21 protein-coding genes are annotated in these 26,120 nt (G+C 42.6%); 18 read left to right on the plus strand and 3 right to left on the minus strand.

The features are described from left to right. The first annotated feature begins 251 nt into the window (after positions 1-251). The 10 genes from TV75_RS17335 to TV75_RS17380 all read left to right on the plus strand — a co-directional run bounded on the left by TV75_RS17335 (position 252) and on the right by TV75_RS17380 (position 14,546). Complete coding sequence (locus tag TV75_RS17335; RefSeq protein ID WP_044340067.1) at positions 252-4,601, plus strand: S8 family serine peptidase; 4,350 nt, start codon at positions 252-254, stop codon at positions 4,599-4,601. A gap of 212 nt (positions 4,602-4,813) precedes the next feature. Beyond that, a complete protein-coding gene (locus TV75_RS17340) occupies positions 4,814-6,595 on the plus strand; it encodes a methylmalonyl-CoA mutase family protein (RefSeq protein ID WP_044340068.1) in 1,782 nt (593 codons plus the stop codon). Beyond that, complete coding sequence (gene scpA / locus TV75_RS17345; RefSeq protein ID WP_082051339.1) at positions 6,582-8,738, plus strand: methylmalonyl-CoA mutase; 2,157 nt, start codon at positions 6,582-6,584, stop codon at positions 8,736-8,738. Before TV75_RS17340 ends, scpA begins: the two co-directional genes overlap by 14 nt. Next, the gene (meaB, locus tag TV75_RS17350; protein WP_044340069.1) at positions 8,738-9,775 is read left to right on the plus strand and encodes a methylmalonyl Co-A mutase-associated GTPase MeaB; all 1,038 of its coding nucleotides are present in this window, start codon (positions 8,738-8,740) and stop codon (positions 9,773-9,775) included. Before scpA ends, meaB begins: the two co-directional genes overlap by 1 nt. Before the next feature lie 116 nt (positions 9,776-9,891). Then, complete coding sequence (locus TV75_RS17355; RefSeq protein WP_044340070.1) at positions 9,892-10,329, plus strand: BrxA/BrxB family bacilliredoxin; 438 nt, start codon at positions 9,892-9,894, stop codon at positions 10,327-10,329. Between the two features lie 378 nt (positions 10,330-10,707). After that, a complete protein-coding gene (locus TV75_RS17360; RefSeq protein WP_044340071.1) occupies positions 10,708-11,490 on the plus strand; it encodes a transporter substrate-binding domain-containing protein in 783 nt (260 codons plus the stop codon). Positions 11,491-11,559: 69 nt separating this feature from the next. Continuing rightward, positions 11,560-12,219 (plus strand): amino acid ABC transporter permease, encoded by a 660-nt coding sequence (locus tag TV75_RS17365; RefSeq protein ID WP_044340072.1) that lies wholly within the window; start codon positions 11,560-11,562, stop codon positions 12,217-12,219. Then, positions 12,212-12,928 (plus strand): amino acid ABC transporter ATP-binding protein, encoded by a 717-nt coding sequence (locus tag TV75_RS17370; RefSeq protein WP_044340073.1) that lies wholly within the window; start codon positions 12,212-12,214, stop codon positions 12,926-12,928. Before TV75_RS17365 ends, TV75_RS17370 begins: the two co-directional genes overlap by 8 nt. Positions 12,929-13,035: 107 nt before the next feature. Continuing rightward, positions 13,036-14,022 carry an aromatic acid exporter family protein gene (locus TV75_RS17375; protein ID WP_044340074.1) on the plus strand — a complete coding sequence of 329 codons (987 nt, stop codon included), beginning with the start codon at positions 13,036-13,038 and terminating at the stop codon, positions 14,020-14,022. A 20-nt stretch (positions 14,023-14,042) separates the two neighbouring features. Beyond that, positions 14,043-14,546: a L,D-transpeptidase gene (locus TV75_RS17380; RefSeq protein ID WP_044340075.1), complete on the plus strand. Its 504-nt coding sequence runs from the start codon at positions 14,043-14,045 to the stop codon at positions 14,544-14,546. A gap of 82 nt (positions 14,547-14,628) precedes the next feature. Here TV75_RS17380 and prli42 read toward each other — a convergent pair whose 3' ends face one another. Next, positions 14,629-14,724: a stressosome-associated protein Prli42 gene (gene prli42 / locus TV75_RS21945; protein WP_148969555.1), complete on the minus strand. Its 96-nt coding sequence runs from the start codon at positions 14,722-14,724 to the stop codon at positions 14,629-14,631. Positions 14,725-14,914: 190 nt separating this feature from the next. Between prli42 and mce the strand changes: the two genes are divergently transcribed. The 8 genes from mce to TV75_RS17420 all read left to right on the plus strand — a co-directional run bounded on the left by mce (position 14,915) and on the right by TV75_RS17420 (position 23,609). Then, complete coding sequence (mce, locus tag TV75_RS17385; RefSeq protein ID WP_044340076.1) at positions 14,915-15,328, plus strand: methylmalonyl-CoA epimerase; 414 nt, start codon at positions 14,915-14,917, stop codon at positions 15,326-15,328. A 4-nt stretch (positions 15,329-15,332) separates the two neighbouring features. Beyond that, on the plus strand, positions 15,333-16,880 hold the full coding sequence (locus tag TV75_RS17390; protein ID WP_044340077.1) for an acyl-CoA carboxylase subunit beta: 1,548 nt from the start codon (positions 15,333-15,335) through the stop codon (positions 16,878-16,880). 75 nt (positions 16,881-16,955) lie between these two features. Next, complete coding sequence (locus TV75_RS17395; protein WP_044340078.1) at positions 16,956-18,080, plus strand: tripeptidase T; 1,125 nt, start codon at positions 16,956-16,958, stop codon at positions 18,078-18,080. 304 nt (positions 18,081-18,384) lie between these two features. Further along, positions 18,385-18,855, plus strand: a complete 471-nt coding sequence (locus TV75_RS17400; protein ID WP_044340079.1) for a chemotaxis protein CheW — start codon at positions 18,385-18,387, stop codon at positions 18,853-18,855. 21 nt (positions 18,856-18,876) lie between these two features. Continuing rightward, positions 18,877-20,130, plus strand: a complete 1,254-nt coding sequence (locus tag TV75_RS17405; protein ID WP_044340080.1) for a DNA polymerase IV — start codon at positions 18,877-18,879, stop codon at positions 20,128-20,130. 195 nt (positions 20,131-20,325) lie between these two features. Then, positions 20,326-21,732 carry an NADP-dependent phosphogluconate dehydrogenase gene (gene gndA, locus TV75_RS17410; RefSeq protein ID WP_044340081.1) on the plus strand — a complete coding sequence of 469 codons (1,407 nt, stop codon included), beginning with the start codon at positions 20,326-20,328 and terminating at the stop codon, positions 21,730-21,732. A gap of 251 nt (positions 21,733-21,983) precedes the next feature. Beyond that, on the plus strand, positions 21,984-22,544 hold the full coding sequence (locus TV75_RS17415; RefSeq protein WP_044340082.1) for a GNAT family N-acetyltransferase: 561 nt from the start codon (positions 21,984-21,986) through the stop codon (positions 22,542-22,544). A 45-nt stretch (positions 22,545-22,589) separates the two neighbouring features. Beyond that, on the plus strand, positions 22,590-23,609 hold the full coding sequence (locus tag TV75_RS17420; RefSeq protein WP_044340083.1) for a serine hydrolase domain-containing protein: 1,020 nt from the start codon (positions 22,590-22,592) through the stop codon (positions 23,607-23,609). Positions 23,610-23,743: 134 nt separating this feature from the next. Here TV75_RS17420 and TV75_RS17425 read toward each other — a convergent pair whose 3' ends face one another. Beyond that, positions 23,744-24,364: a cyclase family protein gene (locus TV75_RS17425; RefSeq protein ID WP_044340084.1), complete on the minus strand. Its 621-nt coding sequence runs from the start codon at positions 24,362-24,364 to the stop codon at positions 23,744-23,746. Between the two features lie 16 nt (positions 24,365-24,380). Continuing rightward, on the minus strand, positions 24,381-25,883 hold the full coding sequence (gene zwf / locus TV75_RS17430) for a glucose-6-phosphate dehydrogenase (RefSeq protein WP_156142507.1): 1,503 nt from the start codon (positions 25,881-25,883) through the stop codon (positions 24,381-24,383). Positions 25,884-26,120 lie beyond the last annotated feature (237 nt).

Below are 26,120 nucleotides of genomic sequence, written 5' to 3' on the forward strand. Positions count from 1 at the left end.
GTGAAAAGTTCCTGATACCCCAGAATATTCCTGCAGTTATATTCTTTTTGTGACTATGTACGTACTAGAAAGGAGAAAACACGTGACTTTTCTATTAATTTCTGAATATTCAGATTTAAAACGACATAAACTTACAACATTTTACATCTATATTGGTTATCTTTGGGTTATCACCTACTTTTTACCAAGTAGTTGAAGCAGGGAGGTGTCGGTATTACTGAAGGAATCAAAAATTACTGGGAGGGAATTAGATGACAAGTAGAAAGCGGAAGGCAAGATGGTTATCCATTGTACTCACCTTAGTAATGTTTGTCCCGTTAATGTTTCCATTCAATGCAGGGGCAGCGAATACCTCACAATCAGCACTGGCTAAAGAAAAACCATCCACCTCAGCAAACGAATCAGCAAAAGTGAATCCACAATCAAAGATCACATCGAAACTACAAGATCAATTCAAGAAAGATAAGCATGTCACATACTTAGTGAAATTCAAGGAGCAGCTGGATACAGAGGCTGTAGCTAAGAAGGCGGCTGAAAAAGCGAAAAAGCAGAAGCTGTCTGCTAACAGCAAAAAACTATTGAAACGAAATATGGTCGTCTCCGAGCTTCGAGCCACGGCCCTTGAATCTCAGGCAGAAGTGAAAGAATACTTAACGAAACAGAAGAAATCCGGGGCAGTAAAAGAAATAAAAGACTTCTATGTTGTAAACGGAATGGCCGTTACTTCTACGAAAGAAGTAATGGAGAAGATTTCAACATTTGCAGAAGTTGATAAGATCTTACCGAATGAAACACGTCAACTCATTCAACCGGCAAAAGCAGAAGGTGGTGCAGCTGGCGTTGCAGAAAAAGAAGTTCAAAACAGCCCTGCTTCCATTGAATGGAATATTGACCGAGTGGGTGCTCCGGCTGTTTGGGATATGGGAATTGATGGAGCAGGAACCGTTGTAGCATCGATTGATACAGGTGTTCAATGGAACCATCCGGCTTTACAGGAAAAATATAGAGGGTATGACCCTCAAAATCCTGATGCCCCTGATCATGAGTTCAGCTGGTTTGATGCAACAGCCGGGCAAAGTGCACCTTATGATGATGATGGTCACGGTACGCATGTTACAGGCACAATGGTTGGTTCAGAACCTGACGGGAGCAATCAGATCGGCGTTGCTCCAGGAGCGAAGTGGATTGCAGTAAAAGCATTCACGGCTAATGGAGGAACAGATGCTGATTTATTAGAAGCGGGAGAATGGATTCTGGCTCCAAAGGATTCAGAGGGCAACCCTCATCCGGAGATGGCTCCTGATGTTGTCAATAACTCTTGGGGTGGCGGTCCCGGTCTTGATGAGTGGTACCGGGATATGGTGAACGCCTGGAGAGCGGCCGAAATATTCCCTGAGTTTTCAGCAGGTAATACGACGTTATTTAATCCTGGTGGCCCAGGTTCAATCGCTAATCCGGCAAATTACCCGGAGTCCTTTGCTACAGGTGCAACAGATATTAATGACAACCTTGGAAGCTTCTCACTTCAAGGTCCTTCACCATATGAGGAAGTTAAACCTGAAATTTCCGCACCGGGAGTGAATATTCGTTCTTCAGTACCGGGAAGTAACTATGAAGGCGGATGGAATGGTACATCAATGGCTGGTCCTCACGTCTCTGCAGTTGCAGCATTATTGAGACAAGTGGATGCAAGTTTGACGGTTGACGAAATGGAAGAAATCTTAATGTCAACGGCTGTTCCGTTGACTGACGGTACTTTCCCTGAAACGCCTAATAATGGATATGGTCATGGCTTGGTTAACGCATTCGATGCCGTTTCATCCGTGATGAGCGGTATTGGAAAAGTAGAAGGGCAAGTTTCAAAAGAGGGGGATGACTCTGAAGCTCCAGTAATCAGCCATGAAGCCCCTGGTGAAGCATTTGAAGGAATGAATCTGCCACTACAAGCGGAAGCAAATGATAATGTGAGTGTGACGAATGTTACATTACATTATCAAAATCAGGATGGTGCTTGGGAGTCTGTTGAAGCAACAAGATCTGCAGGCGACTATACATCAGGAACTTATGAGGCTACCATTCCTGGAGAAGCACTGACAGGAGAAAGTGTAACCTATAAATGGTCCGCAATGGACTTTGGCGGAAATGAAGTAGAAACGGATGCCTATTCTGTCACTCTTCTTCCGGGAATCACAGTCGGATATGAGCAGGACTTTGAGTCATCTCCAAGTGGCTGGAATTCTTATGGACCAGGAAACAGCTGGGAGTGGGGTGTACCGGTAAATGGTCCTGGAGCAGCTACTTCAGGAGAAAAGGTATATGCAACAAGTCTGGATGGTACGTATGACAACAGTGCCAACATGTCATTACAAATGCCTCCGATCGATTTACCAGAAGGCAATAGCTTTTTACAATTCAAGCAGTGGCACGAGCTTGAAAGAAACTATGATTACGGTCATGTTTTTGTATCCACTGATGGTGAGACGTGGACACAGACGCTTCGTGTAAATGGCAATACGGATGGCTGGATTGATGGAGAAGTGGATCTAAGTCAATATGCCGGTCAGCGCATCTACGTCGCTTTTAATGTGACAACAGATGGAAGTGTAGTGAAACAAGGTTGGTACGTTGATGATGTGAAACTAAGTGGTGAATCGATTCTGCCAGCTAAAAAGATGAACCTTGGATTGAAATCGAAGGATGAGACGTCATCGTCTATTTCGAAGAAACCGAGTGTGAATCCGAATAAAATAAATTTGGATAAAAAAGTTACGAAAGAAGAACCAGTAGAAGACAAAGCGGCACCGGTATTACTTCCGCTTCAAGCAGAAGTGAGTGTCTTGGAAACAGGCCGTTCTGTTTATACAAATCCTGCAAATGGTTCATACGAAATGACTCATGCAGCAGGTGACTTTACCCTGCAAGCTTCAACCTATGGTTTCAGATCTCAAACGCAGAGTGTAACGATTGAAGCAGACCAAACATCTACTGCCAATTTTACACTCGAGGAAATTCCTCAAGGGAATATTACGGGAACAGTCACAAATGAAATTTCTGGAGAACCTGTTGAGGGAGCTACTGTCTTCTTACTTGAAGATGCTGTTGTGGAACCTGTGGAAACGAATGAAAATGGTGGATATGAACTGGAGGCATATGAAGGTGAGTACACCCTTAAGGTAGTTGCACCTTACTACTATAGTAAGGAAATGACAGTAACAGTTGAAGGTGGAGAAGTCACAAATGCCGATGTTTCATTAGAGCCTTTCATCGGGTATCCTGGTGAAATTGGTTACGATGATGGAACAGCTGAAAACGCACGTGCATTCTATGATGCAGGTAATGGCTGGGCTGTGAAAATGTCTCTTGAAGAAGGCAATGAAACTGCATTGGTTACAGGTGGACTATTCCGATTCTGGGATACAGAATGGCCAGTACCAGGCGGAACTGAATTCCAAGTTGCCGTTTATGATGCATCTGGTCCTGATGGCGCTCCTGGTAAGAAAGTTGCCGGTCCGTTTGATGGAACTGCTTTACGTAACGGGGAATGGACACATGTAGATCTTAGCCAGCATGGCATCATGGTAGAGGGTGATTTCTACATGGTTTACATTCAATCAGCTCCAAATCCGAACGCGCCAGGACTTGGAACAGATGAAGATGGCGAATATGCCGCAAGAAGCTGGCAATTCGTCGGAGGTGCATGGTCACAAGCACCAGAAGATGAAGGGAACTATATGATTCGTGCAACAGTGAATTATGAAGTCACTGCGCCGGTCATCACATCACCGAAAGATGGATCATTTACAAATAAGGACTCGGTTACCGTTGAAGGGACTTCTGCCCCGACCACAACCGTTCACCTTTTTAATGGTGACGACGAAGTGGCAACAACAGAAACGATGGAAGATGGCACCTTCTCTGCGGATGTTTCATTACACGATGGGGAGAACTCGATTACTGCAAAGGCAGCAACCGAGCAAGGTATGACAGGACCATCTGAGCCTGTGACCATCACCCTTGATCAAGTGAAGCCAGAGCTTGCCATCACATCTCCGAAAGAAGGCATGAAAACGAATCGTGAAGCCATCACCGTGGAAGGAACGATTGTCGATGAAAACCTCGCCTGGGTGAAAGTAAATGGCGAGAAAGCTTCTGTAAGTGATGGGAAGTTCAGTCATAGACTGCTTCTGAATGAAGGAGAAAATGTCATCCAGGTAGTAGCGAAAGATAAAGCTGGAAACAAAAAGAAACAAAGAGTGACAGTCTTTGCTAAATTTGGTGACATCGCAGTTGAAAATCTTCTTCCTGCTGAAGATAAAGAGCTGAAGAAGGGTGAATCGGTTAAAATCGAATTTGACAGTGAGCCTGGATTAGATGCTACCTTCGTCATCCAAATGCCACTGACAAATGCACGATCCCAAGTAACAAACGCAAATGAGCTTCCAATGATGGAAACATCAGAAGGTCACTACGTCGGTTATTATACAGCCACTTCAAATGTAAAGGCACCTGGAGCACTTATTGAAGTGAAGATTTCCGATGATTATGGAAATGTCACAACGAAACGTGCAGAAGGTAAATTGTATATCAATACAAAGAAATAAAGATTAAGGGAGGAAGAGTCGACCCCGTCGACTCTTCTTTCTTTTTTTGATTCATTTACCAGAGAGATTGAAGAAATACGTTTTCTTTTATATACTAAAATAGTATTAGTATAAACATTTTGAATGTTCAATGTGCAATCATGCTAGTTAAGTGAGATTTTTCAGATGCAAATGTAAACGATTACAATCATACGGGTCGAAAGAGGGGTACTATGAAGCTTAGTGATATGAAAGAGCAATCATTCAGTCGACGAACACTTACAGAATGGCAGGAAGCAGCTGAAATAGCGTTAAAGGGGAAAGGGATTCGTTCCTTACATACGAAAACCTATGAAAATATTGAACTTAAACCGTTATACACGAAAGAAGATTTACCTGGAGTGGATAGGGTGAATGCTTATATCCCTAATGTTCAAGGGAAATTGGAGAGGACTCCAAAATGGTTCATCGCTCAACCGGTCAAAAGGGGCTCTTGGGAGGAACTCACTTCTGCAATGAAGGATGCATTATCCCGGGGGCAGAACTGTGTTTCATTTCAAGTAGGTGACTTAGACTTAAGAGAAGGCTTCCATCAATTTATAAAAGAAGTCGTTGAGTTTGAGACTCCTGTCTTTTCCATTGAAAAAAAGACAGCACTCTCTATTCAGCGACTGATGGAAATACCTGAACTGAGGGACCTCAAAGGTGTAATGGGCTTTGATCCAATAAATGAAAATCGAGAGTTATTTGAAGATTGGTTGAAAGTTGTAAAAGACGTAGATGAGTATCTGCCTTATCTGAAGACCATAATCATTAATTCTGCCCAGTATCATAATAGTGGAGGAAGTGCCACGCAGGAATTGGCATACGGTCTGAGTGAAGGGGTAGCTTATATTGAAGCACTTCAGAGAAAAGGGTGGACCATAGAAAAGATTGCTGATAAAATGCATTTTCATTTTGCAGTAGGCAGTCATTTCTTTATGGAAATAGCCAAGATCAGAGCTTTTAAGAAATTGTGGCAAGAGGTATTATCGTCTTATGGACTTTCAGAACAAGCGATCGCACATTCGGTCAGCTGCAGTGCTGAAACGTCTCAGTTGAACAAATCCACTCTCGATGCGTATGTCAATATGCTTCGCGGGGGAGGAGAAGCGTTTTCTGCCATTCTTGCTGGGGTGGATTATCTTCTTGTTGCTCCATTCAATGAAGTGAGTGGGGAAGTGAACGGGTTTTCTGAGAGAATTGCCCGGAATACTCAACTGATCCTTGGGGAAGAAGCTCATTTGGATAAAGTGGTCGACCCTGGAGGCGGTTCTTTTTATGTGGAATGGTTATCAGAAGAGGTAGGTAAGCTTGCATGGAAGGAATTTCAACAGGTCGATGGAGATGGGGGAATTCTTGTCTGCCTGAAAAATGGTTCCATACATGAAAAAATAAATAGAGTGAGAGCGTCTCGCATTCATGATTTAGCCACAAGAAAAAACTCTATGATCGGGACGAATATCTATTCAAACCTTGAAGAGACAGTTCAAACTCCAACATCTAATAGTGTGGATGAGCGTTTGTCACTTCCTTTTGAAAGATTAAGAGAAAGGACACATAAGCTGACAAGTAAACCGGTGGCAGGTTTAATAGGGTTAGGAAAGTTAAAAACCCACAAGCCCCGTGTTGATTTTGTAAAAGGATTTTTAGCGACGGGGGGCATTCATGCGAATCAAAGTAAAGAGTGCTTCTCTAAGGAAGATGTACTTCAATTTGTGGAGGAAACCCGTTATCCGTACTATGTGGTTTGTGGAACAGAGGAAGAATATCAAGATAAACTGCCCATGCTGATTGAGTCCATCCATCATATTGATTCCACCATTGTGATTGACGCAGCAGGGAAAATATCTGATGAGCATGAGTGGGTTCGTATAGGGCTGAATGGATCCATTTACAACAAGCAAAACATTCTGGAAAAAGTAAATGAGCTGTTAATCATCTGGGAGGAGGGAATTGACAATGACAAAGCCTGATTGGCAAGCAATCAACCCTTATTCGAAAGAAACGAGAACGAATGATGGTTCTCTGACAGGCAGTACCTACGAGACAAATGAGAAGATCGTCATTAAATCTCTTTATTCAGAAGCGGACTCAAAGGATATATCCCATGGGGAAGACCTCCCAGGCTTGGCACCTTATACAAGGGGACCGTACCCGACGATGTATGTGAATCGTCCTTGGACCGTAAGGCAGTATGCAGGATTTTCAACAGCAGAAGAAAGCAATGCGTTCTATAGAAGAAATTTAAGTATGGGGCAGAAAGGACTCTCTGTTGCTTTTGATTTAGCAACCCATCGCGGCTATGATTCAGATCATCCGCGTGTAGTGGGGGATGTAGGGAAAGCGGGAGTAGCCATCGATTCGATTCTGGATATGAAGATTCTGTTTGATGGAATACCTCTTGACCAAATGTCTGTTTCCATGACGATGAACGGAGCGGTGCTGCCCATTCTTGCATTTTATATCGTCACGGCAGAAGAACAGGGCGTTTCGCAGGAGAAGCTGTCCGGTACGATTCAAAATGATATTTTGAAAGAGTATATGGTGCGGAATACCTATATTTATCCTCCTGAAACATCCATGAAGATCATTGCCGATATTTTTGAATATACATCCAAACATATGCCGAAGTTTAATAGCATCAGTATTTCCGGATATCACATGCAGGAAGCGGGAGCACCTGCCGATATTGAGCTGGCTTATACATTAGCGGACGGTCTTGAATATGTACGGACTGGTCTCAAGGCAGGGATCGATATCGACTCATTTGCACCGAGACTATCATTCTTCTGGGCCATCGGCATGAACTATTTCATGGAAGTAGCCAAAATGAGGGCGGCAAGAAGGATTTGGGCAAAAATGATGAAAACATTCAACCCTCAGAATCCTAAATCCATGGCGCTAAGGACTCACTCCCAAACATCTGGTTGGAGTCTAACGGAGCAGGATCCTTATAATAATGTCATTCGTACATTACTTGAGGCGCATGCGGCAGCCATGGGCCATACACAATCCCTTCATACAAATGCACTGGACGAAGCGATTGCGCTGCCGACAGACTTTTCAGCACGGATCGCCCGTAATACACAGCTGTATCTTCAAGAGGAAACCGGCATTACGAAAGTGATTGATCCATGGGCAGGCTCCCATTATGTAGAATCCTTGACGGATCAACTTATGGAGAAGGCATGGGAACATATCGAAGAAATCGAAGAGCTTGGCGGCATGACGAAGGCGATAGATACCGGATTGCCGAAGATGAGGATCGAGGAAGCGGCTGCCAGAAGACAGGCGATGATTGATTCAGGAGACGAAGCGATTATTGGCGTAAATAAATATCGTCTCGACAAGGAAGACCCGATTGAAACATTGGATATCGATAATACGGTTGTAAGACAAAAACAAGTAGAACGAATCCAAAAGCTTAAAGAAGAAAGAAATGACGAGAGAGTGATCGAAACGCTTCAAGCATTAACCCATGCAGCAGAAACAGGGGAAGGGAATCTCCTTGAGAAAGCGGTTGATGCAGCAAGAGCACGTGCCACATTAGGAGAAATATCCGATGCGATAGAGAAAGTATCGGGACGGCACAAAGCGACCATTAGAAGTATAAGCGGGGTGTACAGCTCGAATTTTTCAAATGAACAAGAAATCAATATAGTAAAAGAAATGACAGAAGAGTTTTTGGAAAACGAAGGAAGAAGACCCCGTATCCTTATTGCAAAGATGGGACAGGACGGTCATGACAGAGGTGCTAAGGTGATCAGCACGGCGTTCGCAGACCTTGGTTTTGATGTGGATATCGGACCATTGTTCCAGACGCCGGAAGAAACGGCTCTGCAAGCAGTCGAAAATGACGTGCATGTCATCGGTGTAAGTTCATTAGCCGCAGGACATAAAACACTCCTGCCTCAACTGGTAGCGGAACTAAAGAAATTAGGAAGAGAAGACATTCTCGTTGTCATTGGTGGAGTGATTCCCGCTAAGGATTATGACTTCCTATTGAATAACGGAGCCTCTGCCGTTTTTGGACCAGGAACGATCATACCCGTTGCTGCACAAAAAGTCATCAAAGAAATTTATGAAATGCTGGGCTATGAGGAAGTGGCTGAATAATGGCAGAGAATGATTCAGGGCGAAAGAAGCGGTTTGTGAAGAAGAAAAAGGATTCTGTATCAATTCCCGAATTAAAGGACGGGGTCTTGAAAGGCGACCGTAGCTCCTTGGCGAAGGCCATCACGCTGATTGAAAGCAATGCAGAACAGCATTATGCCATGGGACAGGAACTGTTGCAGGAGCTCCTTCCCTATACGGGTAAAAGTTTTCGGATCGGCATTACAGGTGTGCCGGGAGCCGGTAAAAGTACATTCATAGAAGCGTTCGGGGAAATGTTATGTGAGCAGGGTCTCCGGGTTGCCGTCCTTGCGATTGATCCCAGCTCTTCCATTTCCGGTGGCAGTATTCTGGGGGATAAAACAAGGATGGAACAATTATCGAAAAACCCCCATGCTTTTGTAAGACCTTCCCCCACTGCAGGAACACTTGGTGGAGTACACCGGAAAACCAGTGAAACCCTTCTCTTATGCGAAGCGGCCGGATATGATCTGATGATCATTGAAACCGTTGGAGTCGGTCAGAGTGAAGTGATGGTGAGGCAAATGGTGGATTTCTTCCTCCTGCTCGTCATCACTGGAGCGGGGGACGAGCTTCAAGGAATGAAAAAGGGGATCATGGAGCTTGCCGATGCATTACTTGTCAACAAAGCGGATGGAGAAAATAAACCTCTCGCTGAGAAAACAAAAAGAGAGCTGAACCAAATCCTCCACTTCTTGACTCCCGCAACTAAAGGTTGGAGCTCAAAGGCTTATACCTGTTCTGCCTTGAAAAATGAGGGGTTAAAAGAGATGTGGAATGTGATCCGACAGTTTGAGAAGCAATCAAAAGAACAGGGAGTCTTTGAAGAAAGGCGACTTCTCCAAAAGCAGGAATGGTTTCATACGATGTTGAAAGAAAGAGTCCTCTCAGACTTCTTTTTTCACCAAAACATAAAGTCCGCCCTCCCTCACATGGAAAATCGAGTGAAGGAAGGAGATTTTACGACTTCTCAGGCAGTAGAAGAATTGCTAAAGTTGTATAAAGAAGCAATTCATTGAATGGTTTAGTTAATTTTAATTGAAAGATATGGTTTGAAATTGTTATGATAGGGGTATATCAAATTTCCTGTTTTATGGAGAATGATTAAGTCAGCGATTAAAAGGAGAGTTCAAGCATGGATATAGATTTCAATTTATTAATGAATGATGTTGTTCGCCAGGCCCGTCAAGAAATCGAACAAGCCGGTTATACTCAGTTAACAACAGAAGAAGAAGTAGATCAAGCTTTCGCTAAAGAAGGTACAACACTTGTGATGATCAATTCCGTTTGTGGTTGCGCCGGAGGAATCGCACGCCCTGCAGCAGCTCATTCCATTCACTACGATAAACGACCGGATCAATTAGTAACGGTTTTCGCCGGTCAAGATAAAGAAGCTACAGCGAAAGCACGCAGCTACTTCACCGGTTACCCGCCATCCTCACCGTCGTTTGCCCTATTAAAAGATGGAAAGTTACTGACGATGGTAGAAAGACACGAAATTGAAGGTCACGATCCAATGTCGGTTGTGAACAAAATTCAATCTTACTTCGATCAATATTGTGAAGAAGTGTAAATAAGATGAAAAAACCCGTCAGGTTTCTCACAGGTAGAGTGAGAAGCCTGACGGTTTTTTATGTTGGATGGGAGTTTTACAGGATCCATACTCATTCCTCTCAATTATTAGTGAAACTTACCTCGATTGTGACAGCCAGAAATTTCGAAGATGCTCAATTCCACTATTAATGAATATAATTTGAATAATATTCATCCTTCTCTATTTACTCTAACTTATAAAAACTTAATAAAATCACTGTAATTTTCAGAAAATATAAACATTTATCTATAATTATAAAAGCTATTGCATAAAAATTAATCTCTGCTACAATACGAATATAGTAATTAATATACATTATATATTATATTTATACACGATAACCAAGGAGGAACTACAATGAAAAAGCTATTATCTCTATTATTATTACTGATCGTTTCTACTACTCTAGCTGCATGCGGAGCAGGAGAAGAGAATGCAGAGACTGCTTCAGGAGACTCTAAGAAACTGATCATGGGTACGTCTGCTGACTATAAACCATTTGAATACGTCGATACGGCAAACAGTGATGAATTTATCGGGTACGACATTGACTTGGCTCATTTGCTGGCAGATGAACTTGGATATGAAATCGAGATCAAAGATATGGAGTTCAGCGGATTAATATCAGCTCTTAAAACAGGCCAGGTGGACTTTGTGCTTTCAGCTATGACGCCTACGCCGGAACGACAAAAGAACGTTGACTTCAGTGATGTCTACTACACCGCAAAAGATATGATCATCTCAACTAAAGAGAGCGGAATTCAAAGCGAAAAAGACCTTGATGGAAAAACGGTTGGGGTTCAGTTAGGTTCCATTCAACAGGATGCTGCAGAAGAACTTTCCACATCCATCCAATTAAAAGTCGAGACGCGTGACCGTATACCCGAGCTGATACAGGATCTCCAAAATGGACGTTTTGATGCCATTATCATAGAAAATACAGTTGCAAACGGTTATTTGGATAAAAATGATGAACTTCAAGGAAATACGATGGATGTGAATGAAGAAGATGCCGGATCTGCTGTTGCTTTTCCGAAGGACAGTGAACTTACAAGTGAATTCAATGATGCGTTGAAGAAGCTTGAAGAAAATGGAGAATTGGATAAACTGGCTGAAAAGTGGTTTGACGGAGAACAGTAGATTGATAGAAGGGCTAACCCATCATCGGTTAGCCCTTCCTATTTAATAGTATGATTGGAGGAGAATACAGTGCCGCTTGATTTTCAACAATTGATTCCTTCAATTCCTTTTATTTTAGAAGGATTGAAGGTCACTCTTAAAATTGTCGGGTTAGCGGGAATACTTGGGTTTGCGTTCGGTATTCTGCTTGCTCTTTGTAAAATAAGTTCCATCAAACCTTTAACGTTACTTGCAGACATTTATACATCGGTTTTCCGGGGGACTCCTTTAGTTCTCCAGTTAATGATCATCTTTTATGGTTCGCCACAGCTTTTTGGAACCCAGATCGAACCGTATACAGCAGCGATCCTTTCTTTTTCCCTTAATTCAGCTGCCTATATTTCCGAAATCATTCGAGCGGGAATCAATGCAGTGGATAAAGGTCAAAAGGAAGCGGCCATGGCCCTTGGGGTTCCTTATCGGCTGATGATGAAAGACGTGATTCTGCCTCAGGCCATTAAAAATATCCTGCCGGCCTTAATGAATGAATTTATCACCCTTACGAAGGAATCCGCCATCGTCACAGTTATCGGGGCAGCCGATGTCATGAGACGTTCGTATATGGTGGGAAGTGATTTGTATTCCTTTTTCGAACCACTCCTATTTGCCGGACTGATTTATTATGTGCTTGTCATGGTTCTGACCTTATTAGGGAAAGCGCTGGAAGGGAGACTACGTGGAAATGATTAAAGCAGAAAAGATTACAAAGTCGTTTGGAAAGCTTCAAGTATTAAAAGGTATCGATTTTTCCGTGGAAAAAGGGGAGGTTGTCGCATTGATCGGTCCTTCCGGTTCCGGGAAATCCACTCTTCTCCGCTGCCTGAATTATTTAGAGGAACCAACTTCAGGATCGATATACTTTGAAGAAGCTGTTGTGAATGGAAAAAATATAAGCAAAGTGAGACAAGATATAGGCATGGTATTTCAGCATTTTCATCTTTTTCCTCATATGACAGCGTTGGAAAACGTGATCTACGCTCCAGTGAAAGTGAAGGGGCTGAACAAAACAGAGGCTAAAAAATTAGGGACGGACCTCCTGACAAAAGTCGGTTTGAAAGAAAAAAGTGATGAATATCCAAACCGTCTATCAGGAGGTCAAAAGCAGCGTGTGGCCATTGCAAGGGCACTTGCCATGGAACCAAAAGTGATGTTGTTTGACGAACCGACGTCTGCACTGGATCCTGAAATGGTCAAAGAGGTGCTGGAGGTCATGAAATCACTCGCTCATTCAGGTATGACGATGATCATTGTCACCCATGAAATGGGTTTTGCAAGGGAAGTAGCAGACAGAGTCTTATTCATGGACGATGGAAAGATCGTCGAAGAAGGAGAGCCTCTTCTGTTTTTCTCGAACCCGCAAAGCGACCGGGGAAAAGAATTCCTAGAAAAAATACTATGAACGATGGAAGGATTAGCGAACAGTTTCGTTAATCCTCCTTTTTATGTTCAAGGGGAATTATGGTATTCTATAGAAGCAAAAAAAAGAAAGAGTTAGGAGAAAAATGAATGTTTCGAATCGGGTACCGAACACTTAAGACTGGGATCGGCACAGCCGTTGCGATCAGTATTGCACAGTGGTTCCAGCTGGATAACTTTGTATCTGCCGGAATATTGACGATTCTGTGCATTCAAAACACGAAGAAGAAATCGGTGAATGCATCTTGGAGCCGTTTTCTGGCCTGTGTGATTGCCATGATGATTTCGGCTGCGTTCTTTGAATTCATTGCCTATCACCCTGCCGTCATCGGCCTGCTATTACTTGTGTTCATTCCGATTACAGTTGCCCTGAGTATCAAAGAAGGAATTGTCACCAGTTCCGTTATCATTTTACATATTTATTCCGCGGGTAACGTGACCTTGGGGCTTTTCGAGAATGAATTAGGCATCATTGTCATCGGGATAGGGATAGCTCTTATCATGAACCTTTATATGCCGAGTGTAGATAAAAAGATGATCGAATATCAAGAAAAGATTGAAGCCAATTTCTATAAGATCTTTTGTGAAATGATCAACTACCTTCGAACAAATGATAGCCATTGGGATGGTAAAGAAATCACTGAAACGGAACAATTACTTAAAGAAGCGAAGACCCTTGCATTCAAGGATGTTGAAAATCACTTTTTACGACATGAGAACTTATATTATCTGTATTTTAAAATGAGGGAAAAGCAGTTCGAAATCCTACAGCGTATTTTACCGATTGCTACATCGATTTCTTTGACAGTGGAACAGGGACATCGGATTGCAGAATTTCTGGATGAGCTTAGTGATCACATACATCCGGGAAACACTGCCTTGTTTTATCTGAAGAAATTGTACGATATGAAAGTGGAATTTGAGCAAATGGATTTACCGAAGACTAGGGAAGAGTTCGAAACCCGTGCGGCCCTTTATCAGTTCGTCCAGGAGATGGAGCAGTATCTTCTACTAAAAAGCTCGTTTAAAGGAATAAAGAAGGATGAAAATGATCAAAGAGAAGTACACTACACCTAAAACCGAAAAAAGGTGATAGGATGCGTATACTTCTCGCCATTATCTTGTTCGCTTCTCCCATCTGGCCACTTGGAAGGAATCCGTTGCCCGGGGATCCGTTTATTATCGTGAACAAGGAAAGCAATCAATTAGCCTATATCGACGAAGGGAAGATCCAGAACACATTCCCGGTAGCAACAGGGAAAACGACGACCCTCACCCCGGAAGGACTATTTAATGTAACAGTCAAAGCCAAGAACCCTTATTACCGTAAGAAGAATATTCCGGGTGGAGACCCGCGTAATCCATTGGGTTCGAGATGGATCGGCTTTGACGCCAAGGGGACAGACGGAAGGATTTATGGAATCCATGGTACGAATCAACCTTCAAGCATAGGCAAATATATCTCAAATGGATGCATTCGAATGCACAACAAACATGTTGAATATCTGTTTGATCAGGTGCCTGTCGGAACAAAGGTGCTAGTCGTCAAAACGAACAAAAGCTTCCATCAGCTAGGTAAAGAGCAAGGTGCGATAAAATAAAAGGATCTGCTTTCGACTAGCGAAAGCAGATCCTTTGTTTTCTAAAGGGCATGTCCCTTAAATGATACGGTTCATTATTCTTTTATAATAAGAAAGTCAGTCCTGCCATGATCGTCGATGCAATCATCGCAAACAGCATGACAAATACAATTATTTTTTGTAATTTTTTATTACCCATTGTATCTCTCCATTCTTCATATCACCTTAAAGAGGTGAATTTCAACTCTATTTTATCGTGAATGGTGAGATAAAACAACCGTTGGCATAAAAGAAAACGCTTTAATTATTCGCCGGTTTAGGAGGAAATTCGACAACAATCATCGAATACTATACGGGTGGAGTGTGTAAACAACAGGGGGATGATAGGAATGAAAAAGGTAGATCATATCGGAATAGCAGTATCATCAATAGACAATGCTCTCACGTTTTATGAAGATACTCTTGGGCTCTCACTGGTCAAGGTTGAAGAGGTGGGAAATCAAGGTGTGAAAGTAGCATTCATTGATGGTGGGAATATTAAGCTTGAGTTACTTGAACCGTTACATAATGAAAGTCCGATTGCAAAGTTCATTGAGAAAAAAGGAGAAGGCATTCACCATATTGCTTTTGGTGTTGAAGGAATTGAAGAACGGATCAAGGAACTGCAAGCCAAAGGAGTCCGGATGATCAACGAAACGCCAAAACCCGGGGCTGGAGGGGCTGCGGTTGCCTTCATGCATCCAAGGTCAGCGCACGGTGTACTATATGAACTATGTGATAAATCAAACATCAAGGGGGAGTAACATAATGGATATCTATGAAAAGATTAATGAATTGTATGATCGCAGAAGAGAAGTGGAATTAGGCGGCGGAGATAAAAAAATAGATAAACAGCATGAAAAAGGAAAACTGACTGCGAGAGAACGAATCGATATTTTAGTGGATCCGGGCAGCTTTGTCGAATTGAATCCATTCATCGAGCATCGCTGTTCAGACTTCGGACTGGACGGGGTTCAGGGCCCTGGAGATGGAGTTGTTACAGGTTACGGGAAAGTAAACGGAAATCCGATCTACTTATTTTCTCAGGATTTTACCGTATTTGGCGGGGCATTGGGGGAAATGCATGCGAAGAAAATCTCACATGTCATGGATCTGGCAGTCAAAAATGGAGCGCCATTTATTGGTCTAAACGATTCTGGTGGTGCAAGAATTCAAGAAGGAGTCGTATCTTTAGATGGATACGGACATATCTTCTATCGAAACTCCATTTATTCGGGAGTGATTCCACAAATCTCCGTCATCATGGGACCTTGTGCAGGAGGAGCGGTTTATTCACCTGCCATCACGGATTTTGTGTTTATGGTGGACGATACAAGTCAAATGTTCATCACCGGACCTAAAGTAATTGAAACCGTTACCGGTGAGAAAATCAGTTCTGAAGATTTAGGTGGAGCAAAGGTTCATAACTCCATTAGCGGGAATGCTCATTTCAGAGGGAAAACCGAAGAAGAGGTTCTCATGGAAGTTCGGAAATTATTAGCTTATTTACCTCAGAACAATGAAGAAAAGCCTCCTCGCCTAGAGGTGAATGAAGAAGATGATTACCGTGGCAATTTAACAGATATTATTCCTTTTGATGCGATTCGCCCATATGACGTCCGCACCGTGATTAATGAAATTGTGGATCAAGATAGCTTTATGGAGGTTCAAAAGGAATTCGCAAAAAATATTGTCGTAGGACTTGCCCGAATTAAAGGAGAGGTAGTGGGACTTGTCTGTAATCAGCCAAAATTCATGGCAGGAGGACTGGACATCGATTCCTCTGACAAAGCAGCACGTTTTATCCGTTTCTGTGATTCCTTCAATATCCCGTTAATCACGTTTGAAGATGTAACAGGTTTCTTCCCTGGTATCAAGCAGGAGCATGGCGGAATCATTCGTCATGGTGCAAAGATCCTTTATGCCTATTCTGAAGCGACCGTACCAAAAATGACGGTGATATTAAGGAAAGCGTATGGAGGGGCGTATGTTGCTCTCAACAGTAAATCCATCGGAGCTGACCTGGTGTTTGCCTGGCCGAATGCAGAGATTGCCGTCATGGGTCCACAGGGAGCTGCGAATATAATTTTTGCAAGGGAAATTGCAGCCAGTGAGAATCCTGAACAGCTTCGGGAGCAGAAAATAGAAGAATACCGTGAGAAATTCGCTAATCCATATGTAGCGGCGTCCCGTGGAATGGTCGATGACGTCATTGATCCTCGTGAAACCCGAATCAAATTGATTCAAGGATTGGAAATGATGAGAAACAAACGGGAAGATCGACCAAAGAAAAAGCATGGGAATATTCCATTGTAGAAGTGGTACGATTTGTTGAACAAGGCTATTCACGCTATACTATAGAAGTGAATACATATTGTGGAGGTCTACTAAATGATTAATCAAGAACGTTTACTAAATGAATTTATGGAATTGGTACAAATCGATTCTGAAACGAAGGAAGAAGCTGAAATTGCAAAAGTTTTAAAACAAAAATTCTCTGATCTTGGAGTAGACGTATTTGAAGATGATACGATGGGTCAAACCGGTCATGGTGCCGGTAACCTTATCTGTACTCTTAAAGGAAATAAAGAAGGCGTAGATACCATCTACTTCACTTCTCATATGGATACAGTTGTTCCTGCAAAAGGGGTTAAGCCAACCCTTAAAGAAGATGGCTATATTTACTCTGACGGCACAACCATTCTGGGAGCAGATGATAAAGCAGGTCTTGCAACAATGCTTGAATCTGTTCGAGTATTAAAAGAGAACAATATTTCTCACGGTGATATCCAGTTCATCATCACAGTAGGGGAAGAATCAGGACTAGTCGGAGCGAAAGCCCTGGATTCATCCCTGGTAAAAGCGAAATACGGTTTTGCCCTTGATAGCGATGGGAAAGTAGGGAATATCATTGTGGCTGCCCCTACACAAGCAAAAGTAAAAGCTACGATTTACGGAAAAACAGCACATGCCGGTGTGGCTCCTGAAAAAGGCGTTTCTGCCATCACGATTGCGGCTAAAGCGATATCCAAAATGCCACTCGGCCGCATCGACGAAGAAACAACAGCAAACATCGGACGCTTCGAGGGTGGAAAAGCAACGAATATCGTATGCGAACAAGCGGATATTCTTGCAGAAGCACGTTCACTCGTGCCTGAAAAAATGGAAGCTCAAGTAGAAAAGATGAAATCTGCATTTGAATCCGTAGCAGAAGAAATGGGTGGAAAAGCGGAAGTTGAAGTACAGGTGATGTATCCAGGCTTCAAGTTCAAAGACGGTGACGAAGTAGTAGAAGTGGCGAAACGTGCCGCGAAGAAAATCGGTCGACCAAGCGAGCTTCTGACAAGCGGTGGCGGAAGCGATGCAAACGTAATCGCAGGATTTGGAGTACCGACAGTCAACCTGGCTGTAGGCTACGAAGAAATCCACACGAAGAGCGAGAGAATGCCTGTTGAAGAACTGAACAAGCTCTCTGAAATGGTTGTAGCGATCATTCAAGAGGTAGCGGGGGAATAGAAAAGCGCAGGCGGCTTGCCCAGGCCCGACAAGCATAAGATGAATCTGGCGGAAAGGCGTAATTTGCCTTTTTGCCAGATTCATCTTATGACCTCGAGGGCCTAGGCGCCGGAGCTGGACAAATAGAAAAGCGCAGGCGGCTTGCTTGTCGCCTCTGATTGCACTCATACAATACAATGTCCACAAACGAAGGATCATCCGTCGTTCGTGGACATTTTCTTCTCTCAAAATCATCACCTAACCTTTCTAAATTATGGTACATTAGAAGTATAAGGATGAGAAGTTTAAGAGGGGACGTCATACCATGCCGAAAGTAGTTGTATTTCATGCTGGAAAAGAAGAATATGCTCTACCGATTGAGAATGTAGTATCGATTGAAAGAGTGGAAGAAGTGAGGCCCATCCCTCATCTGCCTTCATTTGTCCTGGGACTTGTAAAGGTCAGGGGAGAGCTGATCCCTGTCCTTGATTTAGCAAATATCCTTTATAACAGTAATGCAGGTTCAGAAAAAGGAATGTTTCTTCTCGTCGTTCACACAGAAACCATGCAGATCGGTCTGGTCGTAAAAGAAGCGAAAGAGATTCTTGAAGTACCGAATGATTCTTTTACAAATGTAGGTTTACTTTCTTATTCAAAAACAAACTATTTCTCAGGGATCATCAATCTTGAAGATTCTCTCATCACCCAGATCGACCCCGAAGTTTTAGTAGAGAGTTTAGAAGGTATTAGAGAATTAAAGAATTACGTGAACGAGCAAATAACACATCAAAATTAGACAAAGAAAGCCGCGATTTAAATGAACTCACATTATCCAAAAAACGGACGAGTGATCCTTCATGTTGATATGAATAGCTTTTATGCCTCTGTTGAAATGGCTTTCGACCCAACACTGAGGGGCAAACCATTGGCTATTGCCGGGAATCCCCAAGAGAGACGAGGCATCATCGTGACATGCAGCTACGAAGCGAGAAGCTTCGGAGTGAAGACGACAATGCCTCTTTGGGAAGCCAAAAAACTGTGCCCCGAACTCATTATCATGACGCCTAACTTTGACCGTTACCGCTCAGCCTCAAAAGGAATATTCGATATCCTCAGACAATATTCTGAATTAGTGGAGCCTGTCTCTATTGATGAGGGATATCTGGATATCACGGACTCCTTTGAAAAAGGCACTCCGTTAGAAATTGCGTCAGACATTCAATCCCAAATTAAAAGTCAACTCGATCTTCCCTGCAGTATCGGTGTGGCTCCTAACAAATTCCTTGCCAAAACCGCATCAGACATGAAAAAACCTATGGGAATCACAGTATTAAGAAAGCGTGATATTCCCGGAAAGCTTTGGCCCCTTCCTGTCATCGAGATGCATGGAATTGGAGAGAAAACCGCCCAGAAACTCAATACAATCGGAATTCAAACTTGTAATGATCTTGCTCACGCCAATGATATTCAACTGAAATCACTCCTCGGGATCAATGGCTTACGACTCAAGGAGCGTGCAAATGGTATTGATCGCCGAAGTGTAGACCCTGATTCAATTTATGATTATAAAAGTGTCGGTAACTCTACCACGTTACCAAAGGATACGACGAATCAACATGAGCTTTTAACGGTTATAGAGAAGCTATGCGCGAAAGTTTCCTCACGCCTGCAGCAGAAAGATGTTCTGGGGATGACGATCCAGCTCATGATCAGGGATAAATTCAGAAAAACCATTACGAGAAGCAAGAAGCTGGAAAATCCGATATATAAAAAAGAAGATTTATTTCATTATGCTAAAGACTTATTGTTGAAGCACTGGGATGGAGATCCCGTAAGACTTTTGGGTGTCACCGCCCAGGATATTGTGGAAAAGAGTGAAGCAACTGAACAACTGGACCTATTCTCTTATAAAAAGGTTGCAGAAAAGGAACCGCTTTATAATGTTTTATCACAACTCCAGGAAAAGTTCGGGAAAGATTCCATCTCTCAAGGAATAAAAGGGAAGAACAAGAAGAAAACCTTTGATTCAAAACAGGACACAAGCTTCAACAAAGATTTTTTGAGGGAATGACCCGGAAAGATAGAGGACACCTTAAGGTAGATGGTGAACACTTCAAACGGATTATTTGCATCACCACACTATTCTTGTTAGATTGAAATAGAGTGCGACAAACAGCTTTTGAAAAACTAATCAGCTGGAGTTTTCCTACATATGTTGATAGTTTAAAAAAGAAAAAACCAGTATTCATGAAAGGATGTTAATGACATGTCTCAAGAAATTGGTGTTATCGGTCTAGCCGTAATGGGTAAAAACTTAGCTTGGAATATTGAGAGCAGAGGGTATTCTGTTTCTGTATATAATCGTTCCCGTGAAAAAACGGATGAAATGATTAGTGAATCTAAAGGAAAGAATGTCGTTCCTACATATACGATTGAAGAATTCGTTCATTCTCTAGAAAAACCTAGAAAGATCCTCTTGATGGTGAAAGCAGGAAATCCAACTGATGCAACCATTGAACAATTAAAGCCGTTCCTGGAAAAAGGGGACATTCTGATTGACGGAGGAAATACGTTCTTCGAAGATACGCGCCGCCGCAATCACGAATTAAGCGAATTAGGCATCCACTTTATCGGAACGGGTGTCTCCGGTGGAGAAGAAGGTGCTCTTACTGGTCCTTCCATCATGCCTGGCGGACAGAAGGAAGCGTACGACCTAGTTGCTCCTATCTTGAAAGACATCGCTGCGAAAGTCGATGGCGACCCTTGTACGACGTATATCGGTCCTGATGGCGCCGGGCACTATGTGAAAATGGTGCACAACGGCATCGAGTACGGAGATATGCAGCTGATTGCAGAATCCTACTTCCTGATGAAGAATGTCCTGGGCTTAAGTGCCGAGGAACTTCATGAGGTGTTTGCCGACTGGAATAAAGGCGAGCTTGATAGCTATCTCATTGAAATCACAGCAGATATCTTCACAAAGAGGGACGAGGAAACAGGAAAACCCATGGTCGATGTCATCCTGGACAAAGCAGGACAAAAGGGTACTGGAAAATGGACAAGCCAAAGTGCGCTGGATCTTGGCGTTTCCTTACCGATCATCACAGAATCTGTCTTTGCCCGTTTCATCTCAGCCATTAAAGATGAACGTGTGAAAGCAAGCAAAATGCTCAAAGGACCTGACACCGAACCATTCCAAGGCGATAAAAAAGCGCTGGTTGAATCCATCCGTAAAGCTCTTTACATGAGTAAGATTTGTTCTTATGCTCAAGGCTTCGCACAAATGCGCTCTGCGTCTGATGAGTACATATGGGATCTCAAATACGGGGATATTGCAATGATCTTCCGCGGAGGATGCATCATCCGCGCTCAATTCCTGCAAAAGATCAAAGAAGCTTACGACCGTGAATCAAATCTTTCAAACCTTCTATTAGATCCTTATTTCAAGGAGATCGTAGAAAGTTACCAATATGCACTTCGCGAAGTAATCAGCGTTGCCGTCCAAAATGGTGTACCGGTACCTGGCTTCTCTGCGGCACTGTCTTACTACGATAGCTACCGTACAGAAACCCTGCCTGCAAACCTTATCCAGGCTCAGCGTGATTACTTCGGTGCCCATACGTATGAGCGTGTGGATAAAGAAGGTATTTTCCATACTGAGTGGATGAAATAATCAATCGAGTATAGCCCCTTTCCTATTAGGAGAGGGGCTTTTATTTTTGAAAGATATATAAAACATTCTATCGGATATGATACCATAATATTACATAAGAAAAGCAGGCATTCATGTGGATGAAATCAAAGGGAACTAAACAATGGATGAAAGAGATATATTTGAGATTTCAACGATATGTTACAGAACATGAGGGGGAATAGAGAGTTCTGGACCCTCTCATTTTTCAGGTTATCAAGGAGTGATTTTCAGTGCCTACCATTGAAATAAGAAGACCACGAATAGAAAATCAGGAAGAACTGAATCTATTTTTTTCTACAGTCATCAAGCATACCTTTGCCATAGAAGGTCTAGCGGAGCTGCTTGATGATATCGAAAGTGAAATAGAGAGCAAGAAACAATACTTAAAAAATGACTTGGACACTAATGGGACGAACCGATACTTTCTAATCGCTTCAGGAAAGAATGATGACATCATCGGCACCATTGAATACGGCCCTGCGAGTGAATTGATTCACACCTGTACTGACGGGGCATTGAATGATATATATGAAGTAGGAACGGTGTTTGTGCATCCCGATCATCAAGGGCGTGGTGTAGGGACATTACTATTAAACGTTATGTTCCTTACTTTTCTAAACAAAGGAATCCAGGAATTCTGTCTGGATAGTGGATATGGCGTTGCCCAAAAAATATGGATGAAAAAATTTGGGCAGCCTGATTATTGGCTGAAGGATTATTGGGGGAACGGGTCTGATCATATGATATGGAAGAGATCGATGAAAGATGTTTCCATCAACTTCAGGTCGTGAGTTTGCTGTAGCCGGAACATATTTAATAGAACGATGGGGGTTATGATGAAACCACAAATGATCAACATACAAAAGAGCATGAAAGAGTATGGAGTAACGGGATTAAGCATGGCAGTCATTGAGAGTGGCAGCATCAGCGGCACAGAATGCTTCGGTTTACTCGAAGCAGGAACGGATAAACGGGTGGAAAGTGATTCGATTTTCAGTGCTTGTTCAATCAGTAAATTTCTAACCGCCATATTGGTGATGACCTTGACGGAACAAGGCATTCTGGATTTAGATGAAGACATAAATAAAATGCTAACAACTTGGAAGGTTCCTCTACATACATATAATGGAGATGTTACCCTAAGACATTTACTTAGTCACCAATCGGGGGTTGTCGATCCTGAAGGCAGCTTCAATGAATTCAATTCAAAGTTCGGAACGCCGACGATGGTTGACCTGTTAGAAGGGAAATCCCCTTATTGTAAGGTTCCTATTGAATTGAAATATGGCCCTAAAAGGGACTTTCACTATTCTGATGCAGGCTTCTGTATCATACAACTGTTGATAGAAGATGTTACTGGGAACCCTTTTTCAGAAGTCATGAGGGAACATCTTTTTCAGCCATTACATATGAAAAATAGTACATTTAGTCCTCCATTTCAAAATGTCTCTTGCGGTCATACGGGTGATGGAAAAGTAGTGAAAGGCAAATATCCAATTTATCCGTATCCTGCTGCTTCCGGACTGTGGACAACCCCAACTGATCTAGCCCTTGTAGTGGTTGAACTTATTCATGCGTTAAAAGGAAAAAGCAAGCTCAAGCTTACCTCCATAAAAGCAGCGGAAATGATCCATCCACAAGGTGGTAAGGAATGGACCGGACTAGGGGTCTTCCTGGATAAAAACGACAAGGGAATCGAAATATCATCACTTGGATGGGGCGTTGGTTTTCAATGCATGATGGTGGCATATCCACAATTGGATAGTGGTTTGGTCATCATGACCAATACAGACTTGGGTGTTCATCAATTAAAAGGGGTCATCGGGGACGTCTATAAGGCTTTTTTAAATGATTGACGAAAGCAGTAAAACCTTCAAAGCACAAAGAAAATATTAGGAAAATATACATCTGGAAATTGAGTTTTTAATGTATTTCTTTACAGATCAAAAAAAAACGGCTCCCTAGTAAACTAGAGAGTCGTTTTCGGATTTCATCCAATCAATTCATCAAATAACAACACACGTGCAGGCGATGCATCTGTGTTTTCTATCTTAAGTGGAGCGGCAACCATGAAGTATTGGCCGGCTTCGATATCTTTCAGTTGAAGTCCCTCCATGATGATGACGCCGCTTCCCATTAAGCTGCGGTGAGTGGGGTGACCTTCCTGGGCTCTTTCAATACCAAGAGCGTCGATTCCAACACCTGAGATTTTCTTGTCCGCAAGGTGAGCTGCAGCGTCTTCTGCCACATAGATGAATTCAAAGTTGAATTCGGTATCCCATGAATTCTTCGTCTTGAAGAGAATGAAGTCATTTTCTTCAATATCTAATTCCTCGATATCTTTAAGACTGACTTTCTCATCGACCTTTGTTAAATCAAAAACTTTTACAGGACGAACGAGCTGCTCGATATCGATCGTTTCAATGGTTTCCCCGTCGTTAATCATGTGAAGGGGAGCATCAACATGTGTTCCTGTATGAACATCCATTGAGATGCGGGACTCTGTTACATGACCATTGGTATTCGTTTCGATCGTAGGTTGTTTTTCTGGTTTGTTCTTATAAACCGGCATTCCGTTAAAGATTGGAGCTGTTACATCATAAATTTTCATTGTTTCCACACCTTCCTTAGCATTGGTCCACGTCTAGATTCGCAATGGGCCACCAGTAGAAGCCATCTTTAGCCAGCAGGTTGTCGGCGGCTTTCGGACCCATTGATCCTGCTTCGTAGTTAGGGAATTCTCCATCACGCGTTTGTTCCCATACTTCAGAGATCTTATCGACGAATGCCCAGGATAACTTTACTTCATCCCAATGAGTGAAGTTCGTTGCATCCCCGCGCAGGCAATCGAATAGAAGCTTTTCGTATGCTTCCGGCGTGTTCATCCCGTCTACGCTGTTGTTGGCAAAGTTTAGTTTCACTGGAGTCGTTTCAATGTTTTGTCCGGATTTTTTCACGTTTAAGTGAAGGGTGATTCCTTCTTCAGGCTGAATGTGAATCACCAATAAATTCGGTGCCAGTGGCTTGTCGGGATTGTAATACAGGTTCATAGGAATATCTTTGAATTGGATGACGATCTTCGTTGACTTTGTTTCCATTCTCTTTCCGGTGCGGATATAGAATGGAACACCAGCCCAACGGAAGTTATCAATCATCAGTTTCCCGGCAACATATGTTTCAGTATTCGAGTGATCATCCACGTTTTCTGCTTCGCGATAACCTGGGAGATCCTGGTTGCCGGATGTTCCAGGGCCATATTGACCTCGAACGAAATAATCTTTCACTTCTTCATGTTCAAACGGACGCAGTGATCGTAATACACGGACCTTTTCACTGCGGATTTCGTCTGTCGTCAATTTGATTGGGGGCTCCATGGCAAGTAGGGCGACCATTTGAAGCAGATGGTTTTGAACCATATCCCGGAGAGCTCCACTTTTTTCATAATAGCGTCCACGATCTTCAACACCCAGCTCCTCAGAGGAAGTGACTTGGATGTTTGAGATGTATCGATTATTCCATAGGGGTTCAAACATCGCATTGGCGAAACGGATGACTTCGATGTTTTGCACCATTTCTTTTCCAAGATAGTGGTCGATACGGTAAATTTGATCCTCAGAGAACGATTCCCGGATCTGGCTGTTCAGTTTTTCGGCTGAAGGCAGGTCGTGACCGAATGGTTTTTCAATGACAAGTCGTTGGAAACCATTTGTATCGGTTACACCTTGATTCTTCAGCTGTTCTGTAATCGTTCCGAAGAATTCAGGTGCCATCGCTAAGTAGAAAATGCGATTCCCTTCTAGTTCATACGTTTCATCCAGCTCATCAGAAAGATTCTTCAACGCTTTATACGAGTCGCTGTTTGAAACATCATTCGGTTGATAGTAGAAATGAGAAACAAACTCATCTATGTTTTCGTTGCTGCCTAACGCTTTATGTACTGAAGTTTTTACATGTTCCTGAAACTCTTCATTTGACCATTCACGTCGAGCGACCCCTACAACGGCAAAACGCTTTGAGATTTTCCCTTTACGGAACAAATGATAAAGAGATGGATATAGCTTTCTTTTTGCTAAATCACCTGTCGCTCCAAAAATCGTAATGAGAGATGATGGTGTAGTTGAATTATTCAATGTCATGACCTCACTTTATCTTGATGCTATTGTTAGCTGCATTTCTTCTTATTTATTTCATATCCTATACAATTACTTAATTTTAAAGACTTCTGGTTCATTTAGCAAATTATATGCTGATGACTTTTTTAACGAGGGAAATGGAAGCGTTTTATGCACAAACATCTTCGTCATTATGTTGGCTTTAATTTTCATTCTTATTACCCCTTTGTTTAACTGAGTATGATGGAAATTCTT

This window comes from Rossellomorea aquimaris (assembly GCF_000935355.1).
In the GTDB taxonomy this organism is placed as follows: Bacteria; Bacillota; Bacilli; order Bacillales; family Bacillaceae_B; genus Rossellomorea; species Rossellomorea aquimaris_B.

Excerpts from the sequence above, each read along its gene's own strand:
- TV75_RS17335 (WP_044340067.1), top strand. The coding sequence starts at position 252 with ATGACAAGTAGAAAGCGGAAGGCAAGATGGTTATCCATTGTACTCACC.
- TV75_RS17340 (WP_044340068.1), top strand. The coding sequence starts at position 4,814 with ATGAAGCTTAGTGATATGAAAGAGCAATCATTCAGTCGACGAACACTT.
- scpA (WP_082051339.1), top strand. The coding sequence starts at position 6,582 with ATGACAAAGCCTGATTGGCAAGCAATCAACCCTTATTCGAAAGAAACG.
- meaB (WP_044340069.1), top strand. The coding sequence starts at position 8,738 with ATGGCAGAGAATGATTCAGGGCGAAAGAAGCGGTTTGTGAAGAAGAAA.
- TV75_RS17355 (WP_044340070.1), top strand. The coding sequence starts at position 9,892 with ATGGATATAGATTTCAATTTATTAATGAATGATGTTGTTCGCCAGGCC.
- TV75_RS17360 (WP_044340071.1), top strand. The coding sequence starts at position 10,708 with ATGAAAAAGCTATTATCTCTATTATTATTACTGATCGTTTCTACTACT.
- TV75_RS17370 (WP_044340073.1), top strand. The coding sequence starts at position 12,212 with ATGATTAAAGCAGAAAAGATTACAAAGTCGTTTGGAAAGCTTCAAGTA.
- TV75_RS17375 (WP_044340074.1), top strand. The coding sequence starts at position 13,036 with ATGTTTCGAATCGGGTACCGAACACTTAAGACTGGGATCGGCACAGCC.
- TV75_RS17380 (WP_044340075.1), top strand. The coding sequence starts at position 14,043 with ATGCGTATACTTCTCGCCATTATCTTGTTCGCTTCTCCCATCTGGCCA.
- prli42 (WP_148969555.1), bottom strand. The coding sequence starts at position 14,724 with ATGGGTAATAAAAAATTACAAAAAATAATTGTATTTGTCATGCTGTTT.
- mce (WP_044340076.1), top strand. The coding sequence starts at position 14,915 with ATGAAAAAGGTAGATCATATCGGAATAGCAGTATCATCAATAGACAAT.
- TV75_RS17390 (WP_044340077.1), top strand. The coding sequence starts at position 15,333 with ATGGATATCTATGAAAAGATTAATGAATTGTATGATCGCAGAAGAGAA.
- TV75_RS17395 (WP_044340078.1), top strand. The coding sequence starts at position 16,956 with ATGATTAATCAAGAACGTTTACTAAATGAATTTATGGAATTGGTACAA.
- TV75_RS17400 (WP_044340079.1), top strand. The coding sequence starts at position 18,385 with ATGCCGAAAGTAGTTGTATTTCATGCTGGAAAAGAAGAATATGCTCTA.
- TV75_RS17405 (WP_044340080.1), top strand. The coding sequence starts at position 18,877 with ATGAACTCACATTATCCAAAAAACGGACGAGTGATCCTTCATGTTGAT.
- gndA (WP_044340081.1), top strand. The coding sequence starts at position 20,326 with ATGTCTCAAGAAATTGGTGTTATCGGTCTAGCCGTAATGGGTAAAAAC.
- TV75_RS17420 (WP_044340083.1), top strand. The coding sequence starts at position 22,590 with ATGAAACCACAAATGATCAACATACAAAAGAGCATGAAAGAGTATGGA.
- TV75_RS17425 (WP_044340084.1), bottom strand. The coding sequence starts at position 24,364 with ATGAAAATTTATGATGTAACAGCTCCAATCTTTAACGGAATGCCGGTT.